Raw genomic sequence first — 17866 nt, 5'->3', positions numbered from 1 at the left:
CGACCCGTCCGAGCGGGCTTAGCCTGAAGGCATGCCCCAGGACTCCCACCCCGATCTGCGCGACATCCCCTTCACCACGGCGGACGGCAGCACCGCCACCCTCGGCGACTACGCCGACGAGGTCGTGCTCATCGTCAACGTGGCGTCCAAGTGCGGGCTCACGCCCCAGTACGAGCAGCTCGAGCAGCTTCAGCGCACGTACGGCGAGCGCGGGTTCACCGTCCTCGGCTTCCCGTGCAACCAGTTCATGGGCCAGGAGCCCGGCTCGATGGACGAGATCCTGGACTACTGCGCGATGACGTGGGGCGTGAGCTTCCCGATCGCCGACAAGGTCAAGGTCAACGGCCCCAAGGCCGCTCCGCTGTACAAGGCGCTGAAGGCGACTCCGGATGCCGAGGGCGCCACCGGTCGCATCCACTGGAACTTCGAGAAGTTCGTGCTGACGCCGGCCGGCGACCTGCACCGGTTCCGCCCGCAGACCAAGCCGGACGACCCGGCGATCGTCCGCGTGATCGAGGACAGTCTGCCCCGCCGGTAGGTCGGCGCCGCTCCTACGCGACGGCTTCGCCGGCGGTGGCGTCCGCGTGCTCGGCCCACACCTGGCGGACGATCTGCGCGAACGCGTCGGCCGGCTGGGCACCGCTCACGCCGTACTTCCCGTCGATGACGAAGAACGGCACGCCGTTGATCCCGTAGGCACGTGCCTGCTCCTCGTCGGCGCGCACGTCGTCGAGATACTCGTGCTCTTCGAGCGCACGGCGGGCCGCGTCCGCGTCGAGGCCGACCTCGGCCGCGAGCGCGACGAGTTCGTCGTCCTGACCGACGTGGCGGCCCTCGGTGAAGTACGCCGACATCAGGCGCTCTGCGAGGGGCAGCTGCATCCCGTGCGCCTTGGCGAAGTGCAGCAGCTCGTGGGCCTTCACGGTGTTCGTGTGCTGGAGCAGGTCGAAGCGGTACGTCAGGCCGGCGTCGGCCGCGACACCGGTCACGCGGCGGAGCATCTGCTCGGCCTGTGCGGCGGAGATGCCCTTGTGGGTCGCGAGGTAGTCGGCCTCGCCGCCCTCGAAGTCGACAGGGGTGTCGGGTGAGAGCTCGAACGAGTGGTACTCGACTTCCACCTGCGGAGCGTCGTCATCCGCCGCCGCGGCGGCGAGCCCGTTCTCGAGGTTGCGCTTGCCGATGTAGCACCACGGGCAGGCGATGTCCGACCACACGTCGATCTTGATGGCATCCGTCACACCACCATCCAACACGACCCGCTGCGGGAGGTATTCCCCCGCGGGGCTCAGTCCGGCGGGTTGGCGTCGGGGAAGAACCGGAACCGGACGCGGATATCGTCGCCGATCGGCAACACGAGGGTGGACGCATCCTTCGACCAGTGATCGGGCACGAGGAACAGGTAGTCGCCCCCGCGCACGAGCAGCCGCAGCCCGAAATAGCGGTACAGATACTTGCCCGCGTCGTCCTTCGTATCGGGCGCGAGCGACGTGACGGTGATCGCGTCGTTGCCGGGGAAGAGCCGCTCCTTCGTGTCGAGGACGACGGCGGGCAGCGTCGACAGGTCGGCGGCCAGCACGCGCGCTTGGCCTCTCCCCCAGAACTCGGCGATCGTGGCCGTCGCCCAGAACGTGCCGGCGACCATGACGGCCACCAGGAGCACGACGACCGCGCGGCCCTGCGTTCCGCCGGCCACGGCCCGGGACGTCGCGGCGGCGTAGGCGCTCAGGCCGGCCCCCGCGGCGAGGCAGACGGACGTCGCGAGCGCGTAGAGATCCCACGTGCCGATCAGCGCATAGCCGAACGCGAGCGCGAGGCCGATACCGAGGAGGATGCCGCCCGCCCACGCGATGGCGCGCACCGCGCGACGACGGGAGGCCTCCGGCCGGCGCAGCAGCCGTCGGCGCACGACATGGTGCACCAGGATCAGCACGGAGGCGAGGATCAGCAGCACCATCACCGGGATGAACAGGGCCCCCGGGCTGCGCATCACGAACTGCTGCGTGCTGAGGCCCAGCATGTCCACGTCCACGCCGAAGTACAGGAAGAACGTGCGGGACGAGACGTAGCCGAAGTAGAACAGCAGCGCCGTGATGAGCGTCGCGGGAGCGACGATCGTGGAGAGGAATCCCATCCACTTCTCGAAGCCCAGGGCGGGCGGGGGCGCGGGTTCCTCGTCTGGCGTCGCGTCGACGGGCTCGGCGGGAGCGGGGGATGCCGGCGCCCGACGCCGCGCGCGGGCCATCATCCGGTGGCCTTCCACGTGCCCGCATCGCACTGCCGCGTGTCATCGGCCTGCAGCCAGGCCGGACTGCACACGAACACCGCCGGTCCCTGCTGTGCATCCCGCGTCTCGACGGCATGGCACGTGCCCGCGTCCGGACATGTGAGCGTCCCCACGAACAGCAGCGCGGTGCCCTCATGGAGGGACGAGTCGACCCGCACGACCACGCTGCAGGTGCCCGGCTGCCCCTGCGCGTCGAGCGTGGTGCTCAGGCAGTCGGGCGATCCCTGGTCGTCGCAGGGCCCGGGGGCCACCTGCAGCCCGCCGACCTGGACCGGGCGCGCACCCGTGACGTCGGCTCCGACGCCGGAGTCGATGCGGTAGGTCACACCGTCGGGGATGGCGGCCCCCCAGAACAGGGCGACCGTCTTGCACACCTGGTCGTCCGCGAGGATCTTCGTCCCCTGGTCGCCCTGCGACGGGCCGCCGAACGTCGTCGCGATGCCCGCGTCCTTCGCGGGCTGACCGGGGTCTGGGGCGCCCTCCGTCTGCCCCTGATCCGTGCCGCCCTGGTCGGAGCCGCCGGTGTCGGGGTTGCCCTGCTGGGTCACCACCGGCGCGCCCCCCGACGGGGACTGCGGCGCGCATCCGACAGCGAGCGGAAGAAGCGTCACCGCGAACAGGATCGCCGCGGTCGCACGGAATCTGCGCAACGTCATACGGGCACCCCCTCGTCGCCCCGGGGCCTTCACGATGGAGAGGGCCCTGACACGGCAGAAGATACACCGGTCGCGAGCGCAGCGGGTCGATCGTCAGAGAGCGGGCGCGTCGATCGCCCCGCCGAACCGGCGGTCGCGGTCGAGGTAGAGCTGGATCGCGCTCCACAGCTCCCGGCGCGTGAAGTCCGGCCACAGGGTATCGAGGAAGACGAACTCCGCGTACGCCGACTCCCAGAGCATGAAGTTCGACGTCCGCTGCTCACCGCTCGATCGCACGAAGAGGTCGACGTCCGGCATGCCGGACACGTACAGGTTGCGCTGGATGAGCTTCTCCGTGATCGCGGACGGCTTGAGCCGGCCCGCGGCGATCTCCTCGCCGAGCGAGCGCATGGCATCGACGAGCTCGACGCGGCCGCCGTAGTTCACGCACATCGTCAGGGTCAGACCCGTGTTGTGCCGCGTGAGCTGCTCGGCGATCTGCAGCTCCTTGACGACCGAACCCCACAGCCGCGGCTTGCGCCCGGCCCAGCGCACCCGCACGTTCCACTCGTTGAGCTGGTCGCGGCGGCGACGCAGCACGTCGCGGTTGAACCCCATGAGGAACCGGACCTCATCGGGCGAGCGCGCCCAGTTCTCGGTCGAGAAGGCGTAGAGGGACAGGTGCGTCACCCCGGCCTGGATCGCGCCGGCGACCACGTCGAGGATGACCTCCTCCCCCGCCTTGTGCCCCTCGATGCGCGAGAGGCCGCGGCGGTTCGCCCAGCGGCCGTTGCCGTCCATCACGATCGCGACATGCGCGGGCACCGATCCCTTGGGGAAGTCCGGCGGGTGGACCCCCGTCCAGTCGAGGGGGCGATACGGGGCCGCCTCCTTGCTGGTGAACGGCTTCGGGGTCATCCCGCCTCCACGTGCTCGAGCGAACGGATGCCGCGCTCCAGATGCCACTGGACGTAGGCGGCGATCATGCCGGATGCCGCCGCGGTCGCCTGCTCGGGCGCCGCATCCACCACATCCCACTCCCCGGAGAGCAGTGCGCGCATGACCGCTCCCGCCTCGGGCGTGACGCGGGCCGAACCCGCCGGCGCGCAGTCGCGGCACACGATGCCCCCGAGCTGGGCGACGAACCATTCGTGCGGGCCGGTCTTGCCGCAGCGTGCGCAGTCGTGGAGACCCGGTGCCCAGCCGGACAGCGCCATGGCGCGGAGGAGATACGAATCGAGGATGCTGCGCGCCGCATGCTCGCCGTGCGAGAGGGCTCGCAGCCCGCCCACGAGCAGCAGATACTGCTGGGGGGTCGCTTCGGCCTCATTCAGCCTGTCGGCCGCCTCGACCATGGCGCTCGCCGACGTGAAGCGGTCGTAGTGGGCGACGATCTCGGCGCCGTAGGAGCCGAGCGACTCGGCCTGCTGCACGATGTCGAGCGAGCGGCCCACGTACAGCTGGACATCGGCCACCATGAACGGCTCGAGCCGAGCGCCGAAGCGCGACGACGTGCGCCGCACGCCCTTGGCGACGGCGCGCACCTTGCCGTGGGTGCGGCTCAGCATCGTGACGATGCGATCCGCCTCGCCGAGCTTGTGCGTGCGCAGCACGACGATCTCGTCACGGTAGGTGGGCACACATCGATTATCCCGGGCGGGCAGGACAATGGATGCGTGAACGAGCCGACATTCGTCATCCCGCTGTGGGCGGATCTTCTCGGTGTCGGCCTCGGTGGACTCCAGGGGGCGCTGTTCGCGTCCGGCTTCCGCGGACAGCGCCGCCTGGACCTCCTCGGGGTCGCGATCATCGGCATCATGGTCGGGATGGGCGGCGGTCTCATCCGCGACCTGCTCCTGAACGTGCTCCCGGCCTCCCTGCAGAGCAACTGGTATCTGCTCACGGCGACCGGCGCAGCCCTTGTGGGGATGCTGCTGGCGGGAGTGTTCCAGCGTCTCAACGCGGCGATCATCGCGCTGGACGCCGTCGTCATCGGCCTCTTCGGCGCGTTCGGCACCAGCAAGGCCCTGACTCTCGGGCTCCCCGTCGTGCCCGCCGTCTTCGTCGGTGTGTGCGCGGCGGTCGGCGGCGGGGTGCTGCGCGACATCCTCGTGGGACTTCCCGTCGCGATCATGCACGTCGGCTCCCTCTACGCGGTGGCGGCCGGCGGCGGATGCGTCGTGCTCGCGGCGCTGCAGCAGCTCGGCGCGCCGCCATCCGCCGCAGCGATCGCCGGGATCGCCGTGACCACGGTCGTGCGCCTGCTCGCGGTGATCTTCGATCTCTCGCTGCCGGAGCAGCGCATGCTCTACCGCCGCAAAGTGGCGGTGGAGACGAGCGCCATCCCGATCGTCAAGCCTCCGACCGAGACCGAGTGAGCCGCTCCGCCGCGACAGTGCGGCCGCGGCGGAGCCGGGTGCTCAGACCGCCGCGAGCTCGTGCGCGGCCCCGCGGCGGGCGCGGATCGCGCGGTTGACCGCCGAGACCACAGCCTTGAGCGACGCCGTCGAGATGTCACCATCGATGCCGACGCCCCACAGGCGATCGCCGTCCACCTGCAGTTCGACGTACGCCGCGGCCTGTGCGTCACCGCCGCTGGAGAGCGTGTGCTCGACGTAGTCGTACAGCGAGATGTCGAAGCCCCGCCCGCGGACGATCTCGAGGAACGCCGCGATAGGCCCGTTCCCGTTGCCGCTCGCCTCGACCCGCTCGTCGTCGTCGCGCAGCGCGACATCCAGGCGCACGTCCCCGGTCATGTCGCTCTGCGTGCGCGTGGACAGCAGCTCGAAGCGGCCCCAGCGGTCGGCCGGGTTCACCGACGGCAGGTACTCGTCCTGGAAGACGGCCCAGATCTGGTCGCTCGTGACCTCGCCGCCCTCGGCATCCGTCTTCGCCTGCACGACGCCCGAGAACTCGATCTGCAGGCGGCGCGGCAGGTCGAGCGCGTGGTCGGTCTTCAGCAGGTAGGCGACGCCGCCCTTGCCGGACTGGGAGTTCACGCGGATGACCGCCTCGTACGAACGGCCCAGGTCCTTCGGATCGATGGGCAGGTACGGAACGGCCCACTCGATCTCGTCGACGGACACGCCCGCGGCCTCGGCGCGCGCATCCATCGCCTCGAAGCCCTTCTTGATGGCGTCCTGGTGCGAGCCGCTGAACGCGGTGAAGACCAGGTCGCCGCCCCACGGGCTGCGCTCGGGCACCGGCAGCTGATTGCAGTACTCGACCGTGCGCTTGATCTGGTCGATGTCGCTGAAGTCGATCTGCGGGTCGATGCCCTGCGTGAACAGGTTGACGCCCAGCGTCACCAGGTCGACGTTGCCGGTGCGCTCGCCGTTGCCGAACAGGCATCCCTCGATGCGGTCCGCACCCGCCATGTAGCCGAGCTCGGCGGCCGCGACGGCCGTGCCGCGGTCGTTGTGCGGGTGCAGCGACAGGATCACGTTCTCGCGGTGGGCGAGGTGGCGGTTCATCCACTCGATCGAGTCGGCGTAGACGTTCGGCGTCGCCATCTCGACGGTGGCCGGCAGATTGATGATGACCTTGCGGTCGGGCGTCGGCTCGAAGATCTCCAGCACCTGGTTGCAGACGTCCACCGCGAACTCGAGCTCGGTGCCCGTGTAGCTCTCCGGCGAGTACTCGTAGTAGACCCGCGTCTCGGGGATGCGCTTCTCGAACTCACGGCACAGGCGCGCGCCCTCGACGGCGATGTCGATGATGCCCTGCGTGTCGGTGCGGAAGACGACCTCGCGCTGCAGGATGCTCGTCGAGTTGTACAGGTGCACGATGGCCTGCTTCGCGCCGGCGATCGCCTCGTAGGTGCGCGCGATGAGGTGCTCGCGCGCCTGCGTCAGCACCTGGATCGTGACGTCCTCGGGGATGAGGTCCTCCTCGATCAGCTGGCGCACGAAGTCGAAGTCGGTCTGGCTCGCGGAGGGGAATCCGACCTCGATCTCCTTGTAGCCCATGCTCACGAGCAGATCGAACATGATGCGCTTGCGCTCGGGGCTCATGGGGTCGATGAGCGCCTGGTTCCCGTCGCGCAGATCGACGGCGCACCAGCGCGGCGCGGCGGTGATGCGCTTGGTCGGCCACGTGCGGTCGGGCAGCTCGACGCGGATCTGCTCGTGGAACGGCCGGTACTTGTGGATCGGCATGCCGGAGGGCTTCTGGGTGTTGTCCATGATGTCGCTTTTCTCTCGTCAGATGAGGCGGGCCAACACCGAGCTCCGCGACGAGGAAGGCCCTTAGATCGAGGCCTCGTCGCGGCAGCTAAGAAGGAGCTGGCCGAAGCGCATGCACCGATGCTAGCAGGATGCTCAGGTTCGAAGCGACCCGCACGGGCATCGGATGCAGAATGCGCAGTCCCGGACGGCCGTCAGAAGCCCAGCCGCCCGAGCTGCTTCGGGTCGCGCTGCCATTCCTTCGCCACCTTCACGTGCAGCGAGAGGAAGACGCGAGAGTCGATGAGCGGCTCGATCCCGGCACGGGCGCGGGCCCCGACATCCTTCAGTCGCGAGCCCTTCTTGCCGATGATGATGGCCTTCTGACTGTCGCGCTCCACCACGATGTCGGCGTAGATGTCGGTGAGGTCGCTGTCCTCGCGCTCGGACACGTCCTGCACGACGACAGCGATGGAGTGCGGAAGCTCGTCGCGGACGCCCTCCAGAGCCGCCTCGCGGATGATCTCGGCGATCCGGTCCTCGGTCGACTCGTCGGTCACGACGCCCTCGGGGTACAGCGCAGTCCCCACGGGCATGAGCTGCAGCAGCTCGTCGGTCAGCACGTCGAGCTGGTCGTTCGTCAGCGCCGAGAGCGGGATGACGGCCGCCCAGTCCTCGCGCAGCTGGTCGACCTCGATCAGCCTCTCGGCGATCTGGTCGCGGGCCGCCGCATCCGTCTTCGTCACGATCGCGACCTTCTTCGCGCGCGGATAGCCGTTGAGCGATTCGGCGATGCGACGGTCTCCAGGACCGACCTTCTCGGTCGCGGGCACGCAGAACGCGATGACGTCGACGTCGCCCAACACCTGCTCGACGAGGTCGTTGAGCCGCTGGCCGAGGAGCGTGCGCGGCCGGTGGAGCCCCGGGGTGTCCACGATCACGAGCTGGCCGGACGGGCGGTTCAGGATGCCACGGATCGCGCGGCGCGTCGTCTGCGGCTTGTCGCTCGTGATGGCGACCTTCTCGCCCACGAGCGCGTTCGTGAGAGTGGACTTGCCGACGTTCGGCCGTCCCACGAACGTCACGAAGCCGGAGCGGAAGTTCTCGTCAGTCATGTGCGTCATCCTTCTTCAGCGTCTTGATCTCGCCCGAACGGGGATGCCGGTCATCCGCCGCCTTCTCGACGAACACCGTGGCGATGCCACGGCCGCGGCCGCGCGAGGCCCCGCCCGTGAGCACGAGGCCGTAGGCCTCGGCGGAGGCGCCGGTCTGCGGGACGCGGCCGAGCGCCTTGCCGAGCAGGCCGCCGATCGAGTCCACGTCGTCGTCGTCGATGTCGAGCCCGAAGAGCTCGCCGACCTCGTCGAGCGACAGTCTGGCGCTCACGCGATAGCGGCCCGGCTCGAGCTCCACGACCTCGCGCAGGCGGGAGTCGTACTCGTCGGAGATCTCGCCCACGAGCTCCTCGATGAGGTCCTCCAGCGTGACGAGCCCGGCGATGCCGCCGTACTCGTCCACGACGATGCACACGTGCACCGCCTCGAGCTTCATCTGCTGGAGCAGCGTCTCCGCCCGCATCGACTCCGGCACGAACACCGGGGGCCGGGCGATCGGCGCGATCAGCGCATCCCGCCATCCCGTCTCGTCGCGGAAGCCGAACTGCACGAGATCCTTCAGGTACAGCACGCCCACGATGTCGTCGGCGTCGACGACCGGCATCCGGGACACGCCGCGCTCGAGGAACAGGGCCATCGCCTCGCGGGTGCGGGCCGCCGCATCCACCGTCACCATGTCGGTGCGCGGCACCATGACGGCGCGCACGTATGTGTCGGTGAAGTCGAAGACGGAATGGATGAGCTCGCGGTCGTCCTCCTCGATGAGGTCGTTCGAGGCGGCCTCGTCCACCATGCTGAGCAGCTGCTCCTCGGTCGTGAAGGACGCGCTGCGACCACCCGGCGAGAAGCGTGAGCCGAGGGCGACGAGACCATGCGCGAGCGGGCCGAGGATGACGCGCACGGCGCGGACGACGGGTGCCGTCGCCCGCAGCAGCCGCTTCGCGTGCCGCCGGCCGGTCTGACGCGGGCTCGCACCCACGACGACGAAGGACGTGCCGGTCATGAGCACCACGGCGGCGAGCATCGCCCACCAGATGCTGTCGAACAGCAGCGTGAACGCGACCGTGACGAGCACGGCGGCCGCCGTCTCGACGAACACGCGCATGAAGACGACGGCGTTGAGGTGCGCGGGAGTGTCCTCGGCGATGCGGCGCAGCGAGTGCGCGCTGCGCGCGCCCTCGTCGGCGAGCTCGAGCAGGTCCTGGCGGGACGTCACACCGAGGGCCGCGTCATCGGCCGCCATGAGGCCGCCGAAGGCGACGAGTGCGAGCGCGGCGAGCAGGAGGAGGACCGCGGTCATGTGCGCGGCCGGCGACGCTCCGCGGCCTGGAATCCGGAGATCAGCTCGCCCTGGAGGGCGAACATCTCGCGCTTCTCGTCCGGCTCGGCGTGGTCGTAGCCGAGCAGGTGGAGCAGCCCGTGGGTCGTCAGCAGAACGAGCTCGTCGAGGGTGGTGTGCTTCGCGGCCGCAGCCTGCGTCTCGGCCACTTGCGGGCACAGCACGATGTCGCCGAGGAGCCCGGGCGGCGTCGGCATGTCCTCGGTGCCCGGTCGCAGCTCGTCCATCGGGAAGCTCAGGACGTCGGTCGGCCCGGGCTCGTCCATCCACTGCACGTGGAGCGCCTCCATCGCGCCCTCGTCCACGAGCAGGATCGCGAGGTCGGCGTCCGGGCTCACGTGGAGCTGTGCGAGGTCGTACTCCATGAGCCGCAGCAGCACGGTCTCGTCGACCTCGTAGCCCGATTCGTTGGTGATCTCGATGGTCATCGGCGTGGCCTCCCGGGCAGGTGATCGCGCGGGCCGGCCCCGCCCTGGTTTCGAGCATGCTGGGCGCTGCGGCGCTCGGCCCGGTTGGCGAACTCGGCCGCCTCGTCGCGCTCGCGCCGTGCCGAGAGCCGGGTCTCGTCGTACTCCGTGTAGGCGTCGACGATGCGGCCGACGAGGGTGTGGCGCACGACGTCCTCGCTCGTCAGGTACGAGAAGTCGATGTCGTCGATGTTCCTGAGCACCCGCGTCACGAGCCGCAGCCCGGAGGCTCCCTGCGGAAGGTCGATCTGCGTGATGTCGCCGGTGACGACCATCCGCGTGCCGAAGCCCAGGCGCGTGAGGAACATCTTCATCTGCTCGGGCGTCGTGTTCTGCGCCTCGTCGAGCACGACGAACGAGTCGTTGAGCGTGCGTCCCCGCATGTACGCGAGCGGCGCGACCTCGATCGTGCCGGTCGCCATGAGCTTCGGGACCAGCTCGGGGTCCATCATCTCGTTGAGCGCGTCGTAGAGCGGCCGCAGATACGGGTCGATCTTGTCATTGAGGGTGCCGGGGAGGAATCCGAGCCGCTCGCCCGCCTCGATCGCGGGGCGGCTCAGGATGATGCGGCTGACCTCCTTGCGCTGCAGCGCCTGGACCGCCTTCGCCATCGCGAGGTAGGTCTTGCCCGTTCCGGCCGGGCCGATGCCGAAGACGATGGTGTTCTCGTCGATCGCGTCGACGTAGGCCTTCTGGCCGACGGTCTTCGGGCGGATCACCTTGCCGCGCGAGCTGAGGATGGCCTCGCCGAGGACGTCGGAGGGGCGCGAGCCGCTGTCGGACTGCAGGATGCGGCTCGACGAGACGACATCGACCGGATCCAGGCCCTGGCCCGCGCGTGCCATGGAGATCAGCTCCTCGACGAGCTCCCGGGCGGAGGCGACGGCCGCCGCATCCCCGCGCAGCGCGATCTCGTTGCCGCGCACATGGACGTCGACATCGGGATGCTCGCGCTCCACGACGCGCAGCAGGCGGTCCTGCGGGCCGAGCAGCTGCACCATCGCCACGCCGTCGGCGTAGACGTGGGCTACGGCAGGAGTGGAATCGTCGGACGTGTCAGGCACCGAGCCCCGCTTCGTGGAGATCGCCCGCGAGCACGTGGGCATGAACGTGGTAGATCGTCTGGCCGGCGCGTGCGCCGGTGTTGAACACGAGCCGGAAGTCTCCCCCGGCGTGATCCGTGGCGGCCTTCTTCGCGACCGAGACCACCTCGGCGAGAAGCGCCGGATCACCGGCGGCGAGCTCGACCACATCGCGGTACTTCGGCGTCTTCGGAATCACGAGGAGGTGGAGGGGCGCCTGCGGTGCGATATCGCGGATGACGAAGACATTGTCGGTCTGCGCGATGATGTCGGACGGGATCTCGCCCTCGAGGATGCGCGTGAAGATCGACGGTTCAGCCATGCGTCCCAGTCTATCCGCGGCCCTTCGGCCGGCTCCGGGACCGACGAGCCGTCACCATCGACCCAGTCGGGCGCTCACCACGGCGAGCGCGGCGGGTCCGGCGGTCGAGGTGCGCAACACGGTGTCGCCGAGCCGCACGAGCACGGCTCCGGCCTCCTCGAGGGTCGTCAGCTCCCCCGCAGCGATCCCGCCCTCGGGTCCGACGACGAGCACCACATCGGCATCGGGCGGCAGATCCGCGGCGCTCAACGCGTCATCGGCCGTCGGCTCGAGGACGAGCACGGTCGCACCGCTTCGGGCACGCTCGACCAGGTCGGCCGTCGAGGCGAGCGGTGCCACGACCGGCACCCACGCCCGGTGCGCCTGCTTGGACGCCTCTCGCACGATCGTCTCCCACCGCGCACGGCCCTTGGCCGCCTTGGCGCTGTCCCACCGCGAGATCGAGCGCTCGGCCTGCCACGGCACGATCCCGTCCACGCCGATCTCCGTCGCCGCCTGCACCGCGAGCTCGTCGCGGTCGCCCTTCGCGAGGGCCTGGACGAGCAGGATGCGGGGCGCCGGCGCCGGCACGTCGCGCCGCGCGGTGACCCGCACCACGACCTGCGTGGGCTGCACCGACTCGACGACGCCCGTCAGCCACGCGCCCCGCCCGTCGCCGACGGTCACGGTCTCCTCGACGCGCACCCGGCGCACCGTCGCGGCGTGATGCGCCTCCGGGCCGGTGAGCGTCACGGTGTCGCCCACCCGCGCGTCGAGGTGGTCGTCGAGGAGGAAGTGCAGGGCCATCGGCTCAGCCGTTCCGGAAGCGATCGCGCAGCTTGGCGAACAAGCCCTGATGGAACTGCGCGAGCTGCGGGCCGGGAGCCTTCGTCCGCTTCTTGAAGTCCTCGATGAGCGCGCGCTCCTTGGCATCCAGGCGCGTCGGAGTGACGACGTGCACGCCGACCCGCAGGTCTCCGCGCTGCGAGCCGCGCAACGGCGTGATGCCGCGGCCCTTGATCGTCAGCACATCGCCGCTCTGCACGCCGGGGCGGATCTCGAGGTCGACCGGTCCGTCGAGGGACTGGATCGTCGTGTCGGCGCCGAGGATCGCGTCGGGCATCGACACCTCGAGGGTGGCCAGGATGTCGTCGCCCTCCCGGCTGAAGACGTCGTCGTGGGCGACGGACACCTCGATGTAGAGGTCGCCGTTGGGGCCGCCGCCGGGGCCGACCTCGCCGGAGCCGGGCAGCTGCAGCCGCAGGCCGGTCTCGACGCCGGCGGGGATGTCGACCGACACCGTGCGACGCGCACGGACACGGCCCTGCCCCTGGCAGGTGGCGCACGGGTACGGGATGGTCGTGCCGTAGCCCTGGCAGACGTTGCACGGCTGGGTCGTCACGACGTTGCCGAGCAGGCTTCGCACCGTCTGGCGGACGTGACCCGTCCCCTGGCAGATGTCGCACGTGACCGGAGACGTGCCCGGCTGGCAGCAGGAGCCCTGGCACGTGTCGCACAGCACCGCCGTGTCGACCTCGATGTCGCGGTGCACGCCGAACACGACGTCGCGGAGCTCCATGGTCACCCGCACGAGCGCATCCTGTCCACGCTCGCGGCGGGAGCGGGGACGCGCGCTGCGTCCGCCGCCCGCGGCCGCGCCGAAGAACGTCTCGAAGATGTCGCCGAAGCCCCCGAAGCCTCCGGCGCCGCCCCCGAACGGCTGATCGCCGCCCATGTCGTAGCGCCGGCGCTGCTCCGGGTCGCTCAGGACGTCGTAGGCGTGCGTGACGAGCTTGAAGCGCTCCTCGGCCTCGGCCCCGGGGTTGACGTCGGGGTGCAGCTCGCGAGCGAGCCGGCGATACGCCTTCTTGATCTCCTCGGGCGACGCGTCGCGCGAGACGCCGAGGACCTCGTAATGGTCAGCCACAGTTGCCTTCCTGCCGCGCCGCAGCGCGGTTCGTTCCGGTGGAGCGGGTGTTCAGCGGGCGAGCTCGTCGTCGTCGAGCAGCCGGCTGAGATAGCGCGCGACGGCGCGGACCGCCGCGAGGTTGGTGGGATAGTCCATGCGCGTCGGGCCGAGCACGCCGACGCGGGCCAGACCGGCCGCGTCGTACTCGCCGGGCGCATAGTCGCTGGTGACCAGAGACGCCTCGGCCAGCCCGAACGCCGCGTTCTCGCGGCCGATGCTCGCCGACAGCCCGTGCTCGTCGGCCACCATCTCGCTCATGAGCCGCAGCAGCGTCACCTGCTCCTCGATGGCCTCCAGGAGCGGGTAGATGCTGCCGCGGAAATCGTCCTCGCGCCGGGCGAGGTTCGCGGCCCCCGCCATGACGAGCCGGTCCTGGCGGAACTCCTCGAGCTCCTCCCCGACGATCCGCAGGAGCGCGGTCGCGATCGCATCCGGCGCGGATCGGGCCTGCTCGGCCGCGAGGGCGTCGGCGACGCGCTGCGCGCCCTCTCGCACGCCGCGCCCCGTGACGAGGCTCGCGAGCTGCGCGCGCAGGCGCGACGCATCCGTCTCGGTGAGATCCTCACGGAACGCCGCCATGCGCTGCGACACGCGCCCCGTGTCCGTGACGAGGATGACGACGACCCGGCCCCCGCCGAGTCCCACGAGCTCGACGTGCGACACGGCCGCGCGGGCGAACGACGGGTATTGGACGAGCGCGACCTGGCCGGTGAGCCGCGTCAGCGCGCGGACCGTGCGCACGAGCACGTCGTCGAGGTCGTCGCCGGGTCCGTCGAGGAAGGAGGCGATGGCCTGCCGCTGTGCGGGCGAGAGCGGGCGGAGCTCGGCCAGGTGGTCGACGAAGACGCGGTAGCCCTTGTCGGTGGGCACCCGCCCCGACGACGTGTGCGGGGCGACGATGAGCTCCTCGTCCTCGAGCTGCGCCATGTCGTTGCGGATCGTGGCCGCCGATACGCCGAACGCGTGACGATCGACGATCGTCTTGCTGCCGACGGGCTCGCGCGTCTCGACGTAGTCCTCGACGATCGCGCGCAGCACCTGGAGTCCCCGCTCGCTGACCATGCCCACCTCCTCCGCCGGCGCCTGGCACTCGGATCTGCAGAGTGCCAATTCTACCCCGGCGTTTTCCACTCACGACGTTGGCGGCCCCGTACGCTGAAGAGGATGAGCGACACGCATCCGTCGACGACGACGATCTCGATCAGCACGGGGACTCTGCGCGGTGCCGAGCATGGCGGCATCCTGCGCTTCCTCGGCATCCCGTTCGCCGCGCCGCCGTTCGGCGACCTGCGCTTCGCGCGGCCCGCGCCCCCCGCCTCCTGGGAGGGAGAGCGGGATGCCACGGCCTTCGGTCCCACGGCGCCGCAGGACCCGTATTCCGCGGCGCTCGGCGAGCTCCTCGACTCCGTGGAGATCCCCGGCGAGGACATCCTGACGGCCAACGTCTGGACACCGGCCGACGTCATCGGGATGGGCATGGGGCTGCCGGTCATGGTGTGGTTCCACGGCGGGGCGCTCGAGCGCGGCACTCCGGCGCTCGACGCCTATGACGGGACGACGTTCGCGCGCGACGGCGTCGTGTTCGTCTCGATCGCGTACCGCCTCGGCTCCGAGGGCTTCTCGGTGCTCGAGGGAGCGCCGCTCAACCTCGGGCTGCAGGATGCGGCGGCCGGCCTCGAGTGGGTGCACCGCGAGATCGCGGCCTTCGGCGGCGACCCGGACCGGATCACGATCGTCGGCGAGTCGGCCGGGGGTGCGATCGTCGCCGGGCTCCTCATGCGCAGCGACAGCCGCGCGCTCGTGCGGGGTGCGATCATCCAGAGCGGTCCGCTCGAGGCCGTCGCGCCCGAGAAGGCGGGGCGGGTGACGCACCAGCTCGCCCAGCGCCTGCGGATCCCCGCCACCCGTGATGCCTTCGCCGCCGTGACGCCGCGTGCGCTGCTCGACGCCCGCGCCGCGCAGTCTGCGGGGTCGACGCCGCTGTCCGGTGCCCCGGGCTTCGCGTTCGCGCTCGACCCCGAGTCGCTCCCGGTCTCGCCCGACGTCGGCCTCGGCCGCCTGACCCTGCCCGTCGTCATCGGCACGAACACCGACGAGTACCGCCTGTGGCTGCCGCCCGAGGCGCTCGCGAAGATCGGGCGGATGCAGGTGTTCATGGCCCGGGCCGCGCTGCGCATCCCGCGCGCGACGGTCGCCGCGTACCGTCGCGACCTGCCGGGCGCGACGCGCGCCGAGATCCTCGGTCAGATGGTGACGGACCGCCTGTTGCGCGCGCCGGCCATCCGGGCGGCCGAGACGCGGCCCGGACGCACCTACGTGTACGAGTTCGCGTGGCGCAGTCCCGTGCGCGAGCTGGGCGCCGCACACGCGATGGAGATCGGCTTCGTCTTCCACCGCGGGAGGACACCCGATGCCCTCCGCATGGCAGGGCCGGACGCGCCGAAGGTGCTCGCCGATCGCATGCACGACGACTGGATCCGTTTCATCGAGACGCAGGATGCCGGCTGGCCGCCGTTCGACGAGAGCCGGACGGTGCGCCGCTACGACACGGAGACGCGAGACGTTCCGCTGCCCCGCGCGCACGCCCTCGATGCGCTCATGCGCTGACGGCTGCGCGGCGCTAATCGGTCAGGGCGCGCACCACGGCGTCGGCGAGCAGACGCCCCCGCAGCGTCAGCACGATGGTCCCGCGGACGGCCGCATGCCCGTCGATCAGCCCGTCGGCGATGAGGGAGGCGACGGCCTGACGTCCCTCGCTCTGCAGCTCGGACACCGGGAGGCCTTCGCGGATGCGCGAGCGCAGCAGGACGGACTCGAGCGTGCGGGCCGCGGCATCCGGACGCTCCCGGCCGGCCGCGGGCGACTCGCCGGCCGCGAGCCGCTGCGCATAGGCCGCCGGATGCTTGACGTTCCACCAGCGCAGACCGGCGACATGGCTGTGCGCGCCCGGACCGAAGCCCCACCAGTCGGCGCCGCGCCAATAGGCGAGGTTGTGCCGTGACCGCCGGTCCGGGCTGCGCGCCCAGTTGGACACCTCGTACCAGTCGAACCCGGCGGCGTGGAGCTGCGTGTCGACGAGCTCGTACATGTCGGCCTGAAGGTCGTCGTCGGGCGCCGCGACCTCCCCGCGACGGATCTGCCGCGCGAGCTTCGTGCCGTCCTCGATGATCAGGGCATACGCCGAGATGTGGTCGGGCTCGAGCCCGACCGCGGTCTCGACGGAGTCGCGCCAGTCGTCGAGCGACTCGCCCGGCGTGCCGTAGATGAGGTCGACGCTCACCTGCAGCCCCGCGCGACGGGCCGCGGCGACGGCGGTGCGCACGTTCGCCGGATCGTGCGTGCGATCGAGGGCCGCGAGCACGTGCGGCACGGATGACTGCATTCCCACCGACATGCGCGTCACGCCGGCTGCCGCAAGCTCGGCAGCCACGGCATCCGTCACGGTGTCGGGGTTCGCCTCGACCGTGACCTCCGCGCCGTCGGCGATGCCGAAGGCGGCGCGCACACCGGCGAGCATGCGGGCGAGATCACCCGGCGGGAGCAATGTCGGGGTGCCGCCGCCGAAGAAGACGGTGGATGCCGGCCGCAGGGCGCCGGCATCCCCCATCACGTCGCGCGCGAGCGCGACCTCCCGCAGGAGCGTGTCGGCGTACTGGTCCTGGCGCGCCCCCCGCAGCTCGTCCGACGTGTAGGTGTTGAAGTCGCAGTATCCGCACCGCACGCGGCAGAACGGCACGTGCAGGTAGACCCCGAAGTCGACCGAGGGATCGACGCGAAGGTCGGCGGGCAGTGCGCCGTCGGGGGGAGCCGGATCGCCGATCGGGAGGGCGGAGCCCATCAGGCAGGCGTCGTGTACAGCGGCGAGATCGCGCGCAGGTACCGCTGGAACAGCGCCCGGCGCCGGCGCTTGACGAGTCCGGGCAGGAGCTTGTAGACGAAGGATGCCGGCGCGTCGAAGGCGCGGACCGTGAACCACACCTCGTCGGTGTCGGTCCGCCAGTCGAGCATGAACGACTCCTCGCCGCTCACGACGGAGCCGTCGACCGTGCCCAGCGCGAAGCCGATGCGCCGAGGCTCCTCCACGACGAAGATCACCCGCAGCTCGCCGTCGGCCTTCAGACCGTTGACGCGGCCGCGCACGTGGATCGTCTCGCCCGCGCTGACGTACGGGGTGCCGTCCGCGTCGAAGCGCTGGTCGGCCTCGAACTTGGACGCGCCGATCGGCTTGCCCTCGTCGTCGAAGCTCACGCCCGTGTACATGGGACCCGCCGCCGGCCGCACATCGGACACCGTCAAGCCGCCGTCGCGGAGCGCGCGCCACGACAGCAGCGCCTCGCCTGCGGTGTGGAACCGGGCCTCGCCGCTGCCGATCCGCCACGACTCGTGGGCGGGAACGCTGCGCTCCGGCGGATACTGCATCAGATCCGATGCCTGCGTCGCACCCACGGCCGCATAGTCCACCGTCTCGTCTCGGAAGGTCCCGCGCCGCATGTTCTCCACCCTACCCAGAC

19 protein-coding genes are annotated in these 17866 nt (G+C 70.7%); 3 read left to right on the top strand and 16 right to left on the bottom strand.

The window, feature by feature from the left end; genetic code table 11:
- The first annotated feature begins 31 nt into the window (after window positions 1-31).
- Window positions 32-538 (top strand): glutathione peroxidase, encoded by a 507-nt coding sequence (locus SM116_RS09040; RefSeq protein WP_320940666.1) that lies wholly within the window; start codon window positions 32-34, stop codon window positions 536-538.
- 13 nt (window positions 539-551) lie between these two features.
- Here SM116_RS09040 and SM116_RS09035 read toward each other — a convergent pair whose 3' ends face one another.
- The 5 genes from SM116_RS09035 to recO all read right to left on the bottom strand — a co-directional run bounded on the left by SM116_RS09035 (window position 552) and on the right by recO (window position 4559).
- Window positions 552-1238 (bottom strand): DsbA family oxidoreductase, encoded by a 687-nt coding sequence (locus SM116_RS09035; protein ID WP_320940665.1) that lies wholly within the window; start codon window positions 1236-1238, stop codon window positions 552-554.
- A gap of 47 nt (window positions 1239-1285) precedes the next feature.
- Window positions 1286-2245, bottom strand: a complete 960-nt coding sequence (locus SM116_RS09030; protein ID WP_320940664.1) for a hypothetical protein — start codon at window positions 2243-2245, stop codon at window positions 1286-1288.
- A complete protein-coding gene (locus SM116_RS09025) occupies window positions 2242-2940 on the bottom strand; it encodes a hypothetical protein (protein ID WP_320940663.1) in 699 nt (232 codons plus the stop codon). The genes SM116_RS09030 and SM116_RS09025 overlap by 4 nt, the downstream gene beginning before the upstream one ends.
- 93 nt (window positions 2941-3033) lie before the next feature.
- A complete protein-coding gene (locus SM116_RS09020; protein WP_320940662.1) occupies window positions 3034-3837 on the bottom strand; it encodes an isoprenyl transferase in 804 nt (267 codons plus the stop codon).
- Window positions 3834-4559, bottom strand: coding sequence for a DNA repair protein RecO (gene recO, locus SM116_RS09015; protein ID WP_320940661.1), 726 nt, complete (start codon window positions 4557-4559; stop codon window positions 3834-3836). Before recO ends, SM116_RS09020 begins: the two co-directional genes overlap by 4 nt.
- Window positions 4560-4595: 36 nt before the next feature.
- Here recO and SM116_RS09010 point away from each other — a divergent pair, with 36 nt between their 5' ends.
- The gene (locus SM116_RS09010) at window positions 4596-5297 is read left to right on the top strand and encodes a trimeric intracellular cation channel family protein (RefSeq protein ID WP_320940660.1); all 702 of its coding nucleotides are present in this window, start codon (window positions 4596-4598) and stop codon (window positions 5295-5297) included.
- 42 nt (window positions 5298-5339) lie between these two features.
- On the opposite strand, the gene leuA is transcribed toward SM116_RS09010, so the two are convergent.
- The 9 genes from leuA to hrcA form a co-directional block, all read right to left on the bottom strand.
- Window positions 5340-7103, bottom strand: coding sequence for a 2-isopropylmalate synthase (leuA, locus tag SM116_RS09005; RefSeq protein ID WP_320940659.1), 1764 nt, complete (start codon window positions 7101-7103; stop codon window positions 5340-5342).
- 194 nt (window positions 7104-7297) lie between these two features.
- The gene (gene era / locus SM116_RS09000; protein WP_320940658.1) at window positions 7298-8197 is read right to left on the bottom strand and encodes a GTPase Era; all 900 of its coding nucleotides are present in this window, start codon (window positions 8195-8197) and stop codon (window positions 7298-7300) included.
- Window positions 8190-9497, bottom strand: a complete 1308-nt coding sequence (locus SM116_RS08995) for a hemolysin family protein (RefSeq protein ID WP_320940657.1) — start codon at window positions 9495-9497, stop codon at window positions 8190-8192. The genes era and SM116_RS08995 overlap by 8 nt, the downstream gene beginning before the upstream one ends.
- Window positions 9494-9964, bottom strand: coding sequence for an rRNA maturation RNase YbeY (gene ybeY, locus SM116_RS08990; RefSeq protein ID WP_320940656.1), 471 nt, complete (start codon window positions 9962-9964; stop codon window positions 9494-9496). Before ybeY ends, SM116_RS08995 begins: the two co-directional genes overlap by 4 nt.
- Complete coding sequence (locus SM116_RS08985) at window positions 9961-11004, bottom strand: PhoH family protein (RefSeq protein ID WP_320944143.1); 1044 nt, start codon at window positions 11002-11004, stop codon at window positions 9961-9963. Before SM116_RS08985 ends, ybeY begins: the two co-directional genes overlap by 4 nt.
- A 55-nt stretch (window positions 11005-11059) precedes the next feature.
- Window positions 11060-11407, bottom strand: a complete 348-nt coding sequence (locus tag SM116_RS08980) for an HIT domain-containing protein (protein ID WP_320940655.1) — start codon at window positions 11405-11407, stop codon at window positions 11060-11062.
- A 51-nt stretch (window positions 11408-11458) separates the two neighbouring features.
- Window positions 11459-12193, bottom strand: coding sequence for a 16S rRNA (uracil(1498)-N(3))-methyltransferase (locus tag SM116_RS08975; RefSeq protein WP_320940654.1), 735 nt, complete (start codon window positions 12191-12193; stop codon window positions 11459-11461).
- Between the two features lie 4 nt (window positions 12194-12197).
- Window positions 12198-13313, bottom strand: a complete 1116-nt coding sequence (gene dnaJ, locus SM116_RS08970) for a molecular chaperone DnaJ (protein ID WP_320940653.1) — start codon at window positions 13311-13313, stop codon at window positions 12198-12200.
- Window positions 13314-13364: 51 nt separating this feature from the next.
- On the bottom strand, window positions 13365-14417 hold the full coding sequence (gene hrcA / locus SM116_RS08965; RefSeq protein ID WP_320940652.1) for a heat-inducible transcriptional repressor HrcA: 1053 nt from the start codon (window positions 14415-14417) through the stop codon (window positions 13365-13367).
- Between the two features lie 102 nt (window positions 14418-14519).
- Between hrcA and SM116_RS08960 the strand changes: the two genes are divergently transcribed.
- Window positions 14520-15962 (top strand): carboxylesterase/lipase family protein, encoded by a 1443-nt coding sequence (locus SM116_RS08960; protein ID WP_320940651.1) that lies wholly within the window; start codon window positions 14520-14522, stop codon window positions 15960-15962.
- A 13-nt stretch (window positions 15963-15975) separates the two neighbouring features.
- Here SM116_RS08960 and hemW read toward each other — a convergent pair whose 3' ends face one another.
- Together hemW and SM116_RS08950 are read right to left on the bottom strand one after the other, a co-directional pair.
- Complete coding sequence (gene hemW, locus SM116_RS08955; protein WP_320940650.1) at window positions 15976-17193, bottom strand: radical SAM family heme chaperone HemW; 1218 nt, start codon at window positions 17191-17193, stop codon at window positions 15976-15978.
- Window positions 17193-17846: a DUF1990 domain-containing protein gene (locus SM116_RS08950; RefSeq protein ID WP_320940649.1), complete on the bottom strand. Its 654-nt coding sequence runs from the start codon at window positions 17844-17846 to the stop codon at window positions 17193-17195. Before SM116_RS08950 ends, hemW begins: the two co-directional genes overlap by 1 nt.
- Window positions 17847-17866: the final 20 nt, after the last annotated feature.

Source organism: Microbacterium rhizosphaerae, from assembly GCF_034120055.1.
Lineage (GTDB): Bacteria > Actinomycetota > Actinomycetes > Actinomycetales > Microbacteriaceae > Microbacterium > Microbacterium rhizosphaerae.
Note: the sequence above shows the minus strand (reverse complement) of the source record. Positions and strands in the feature narration are given on the sequence as shown.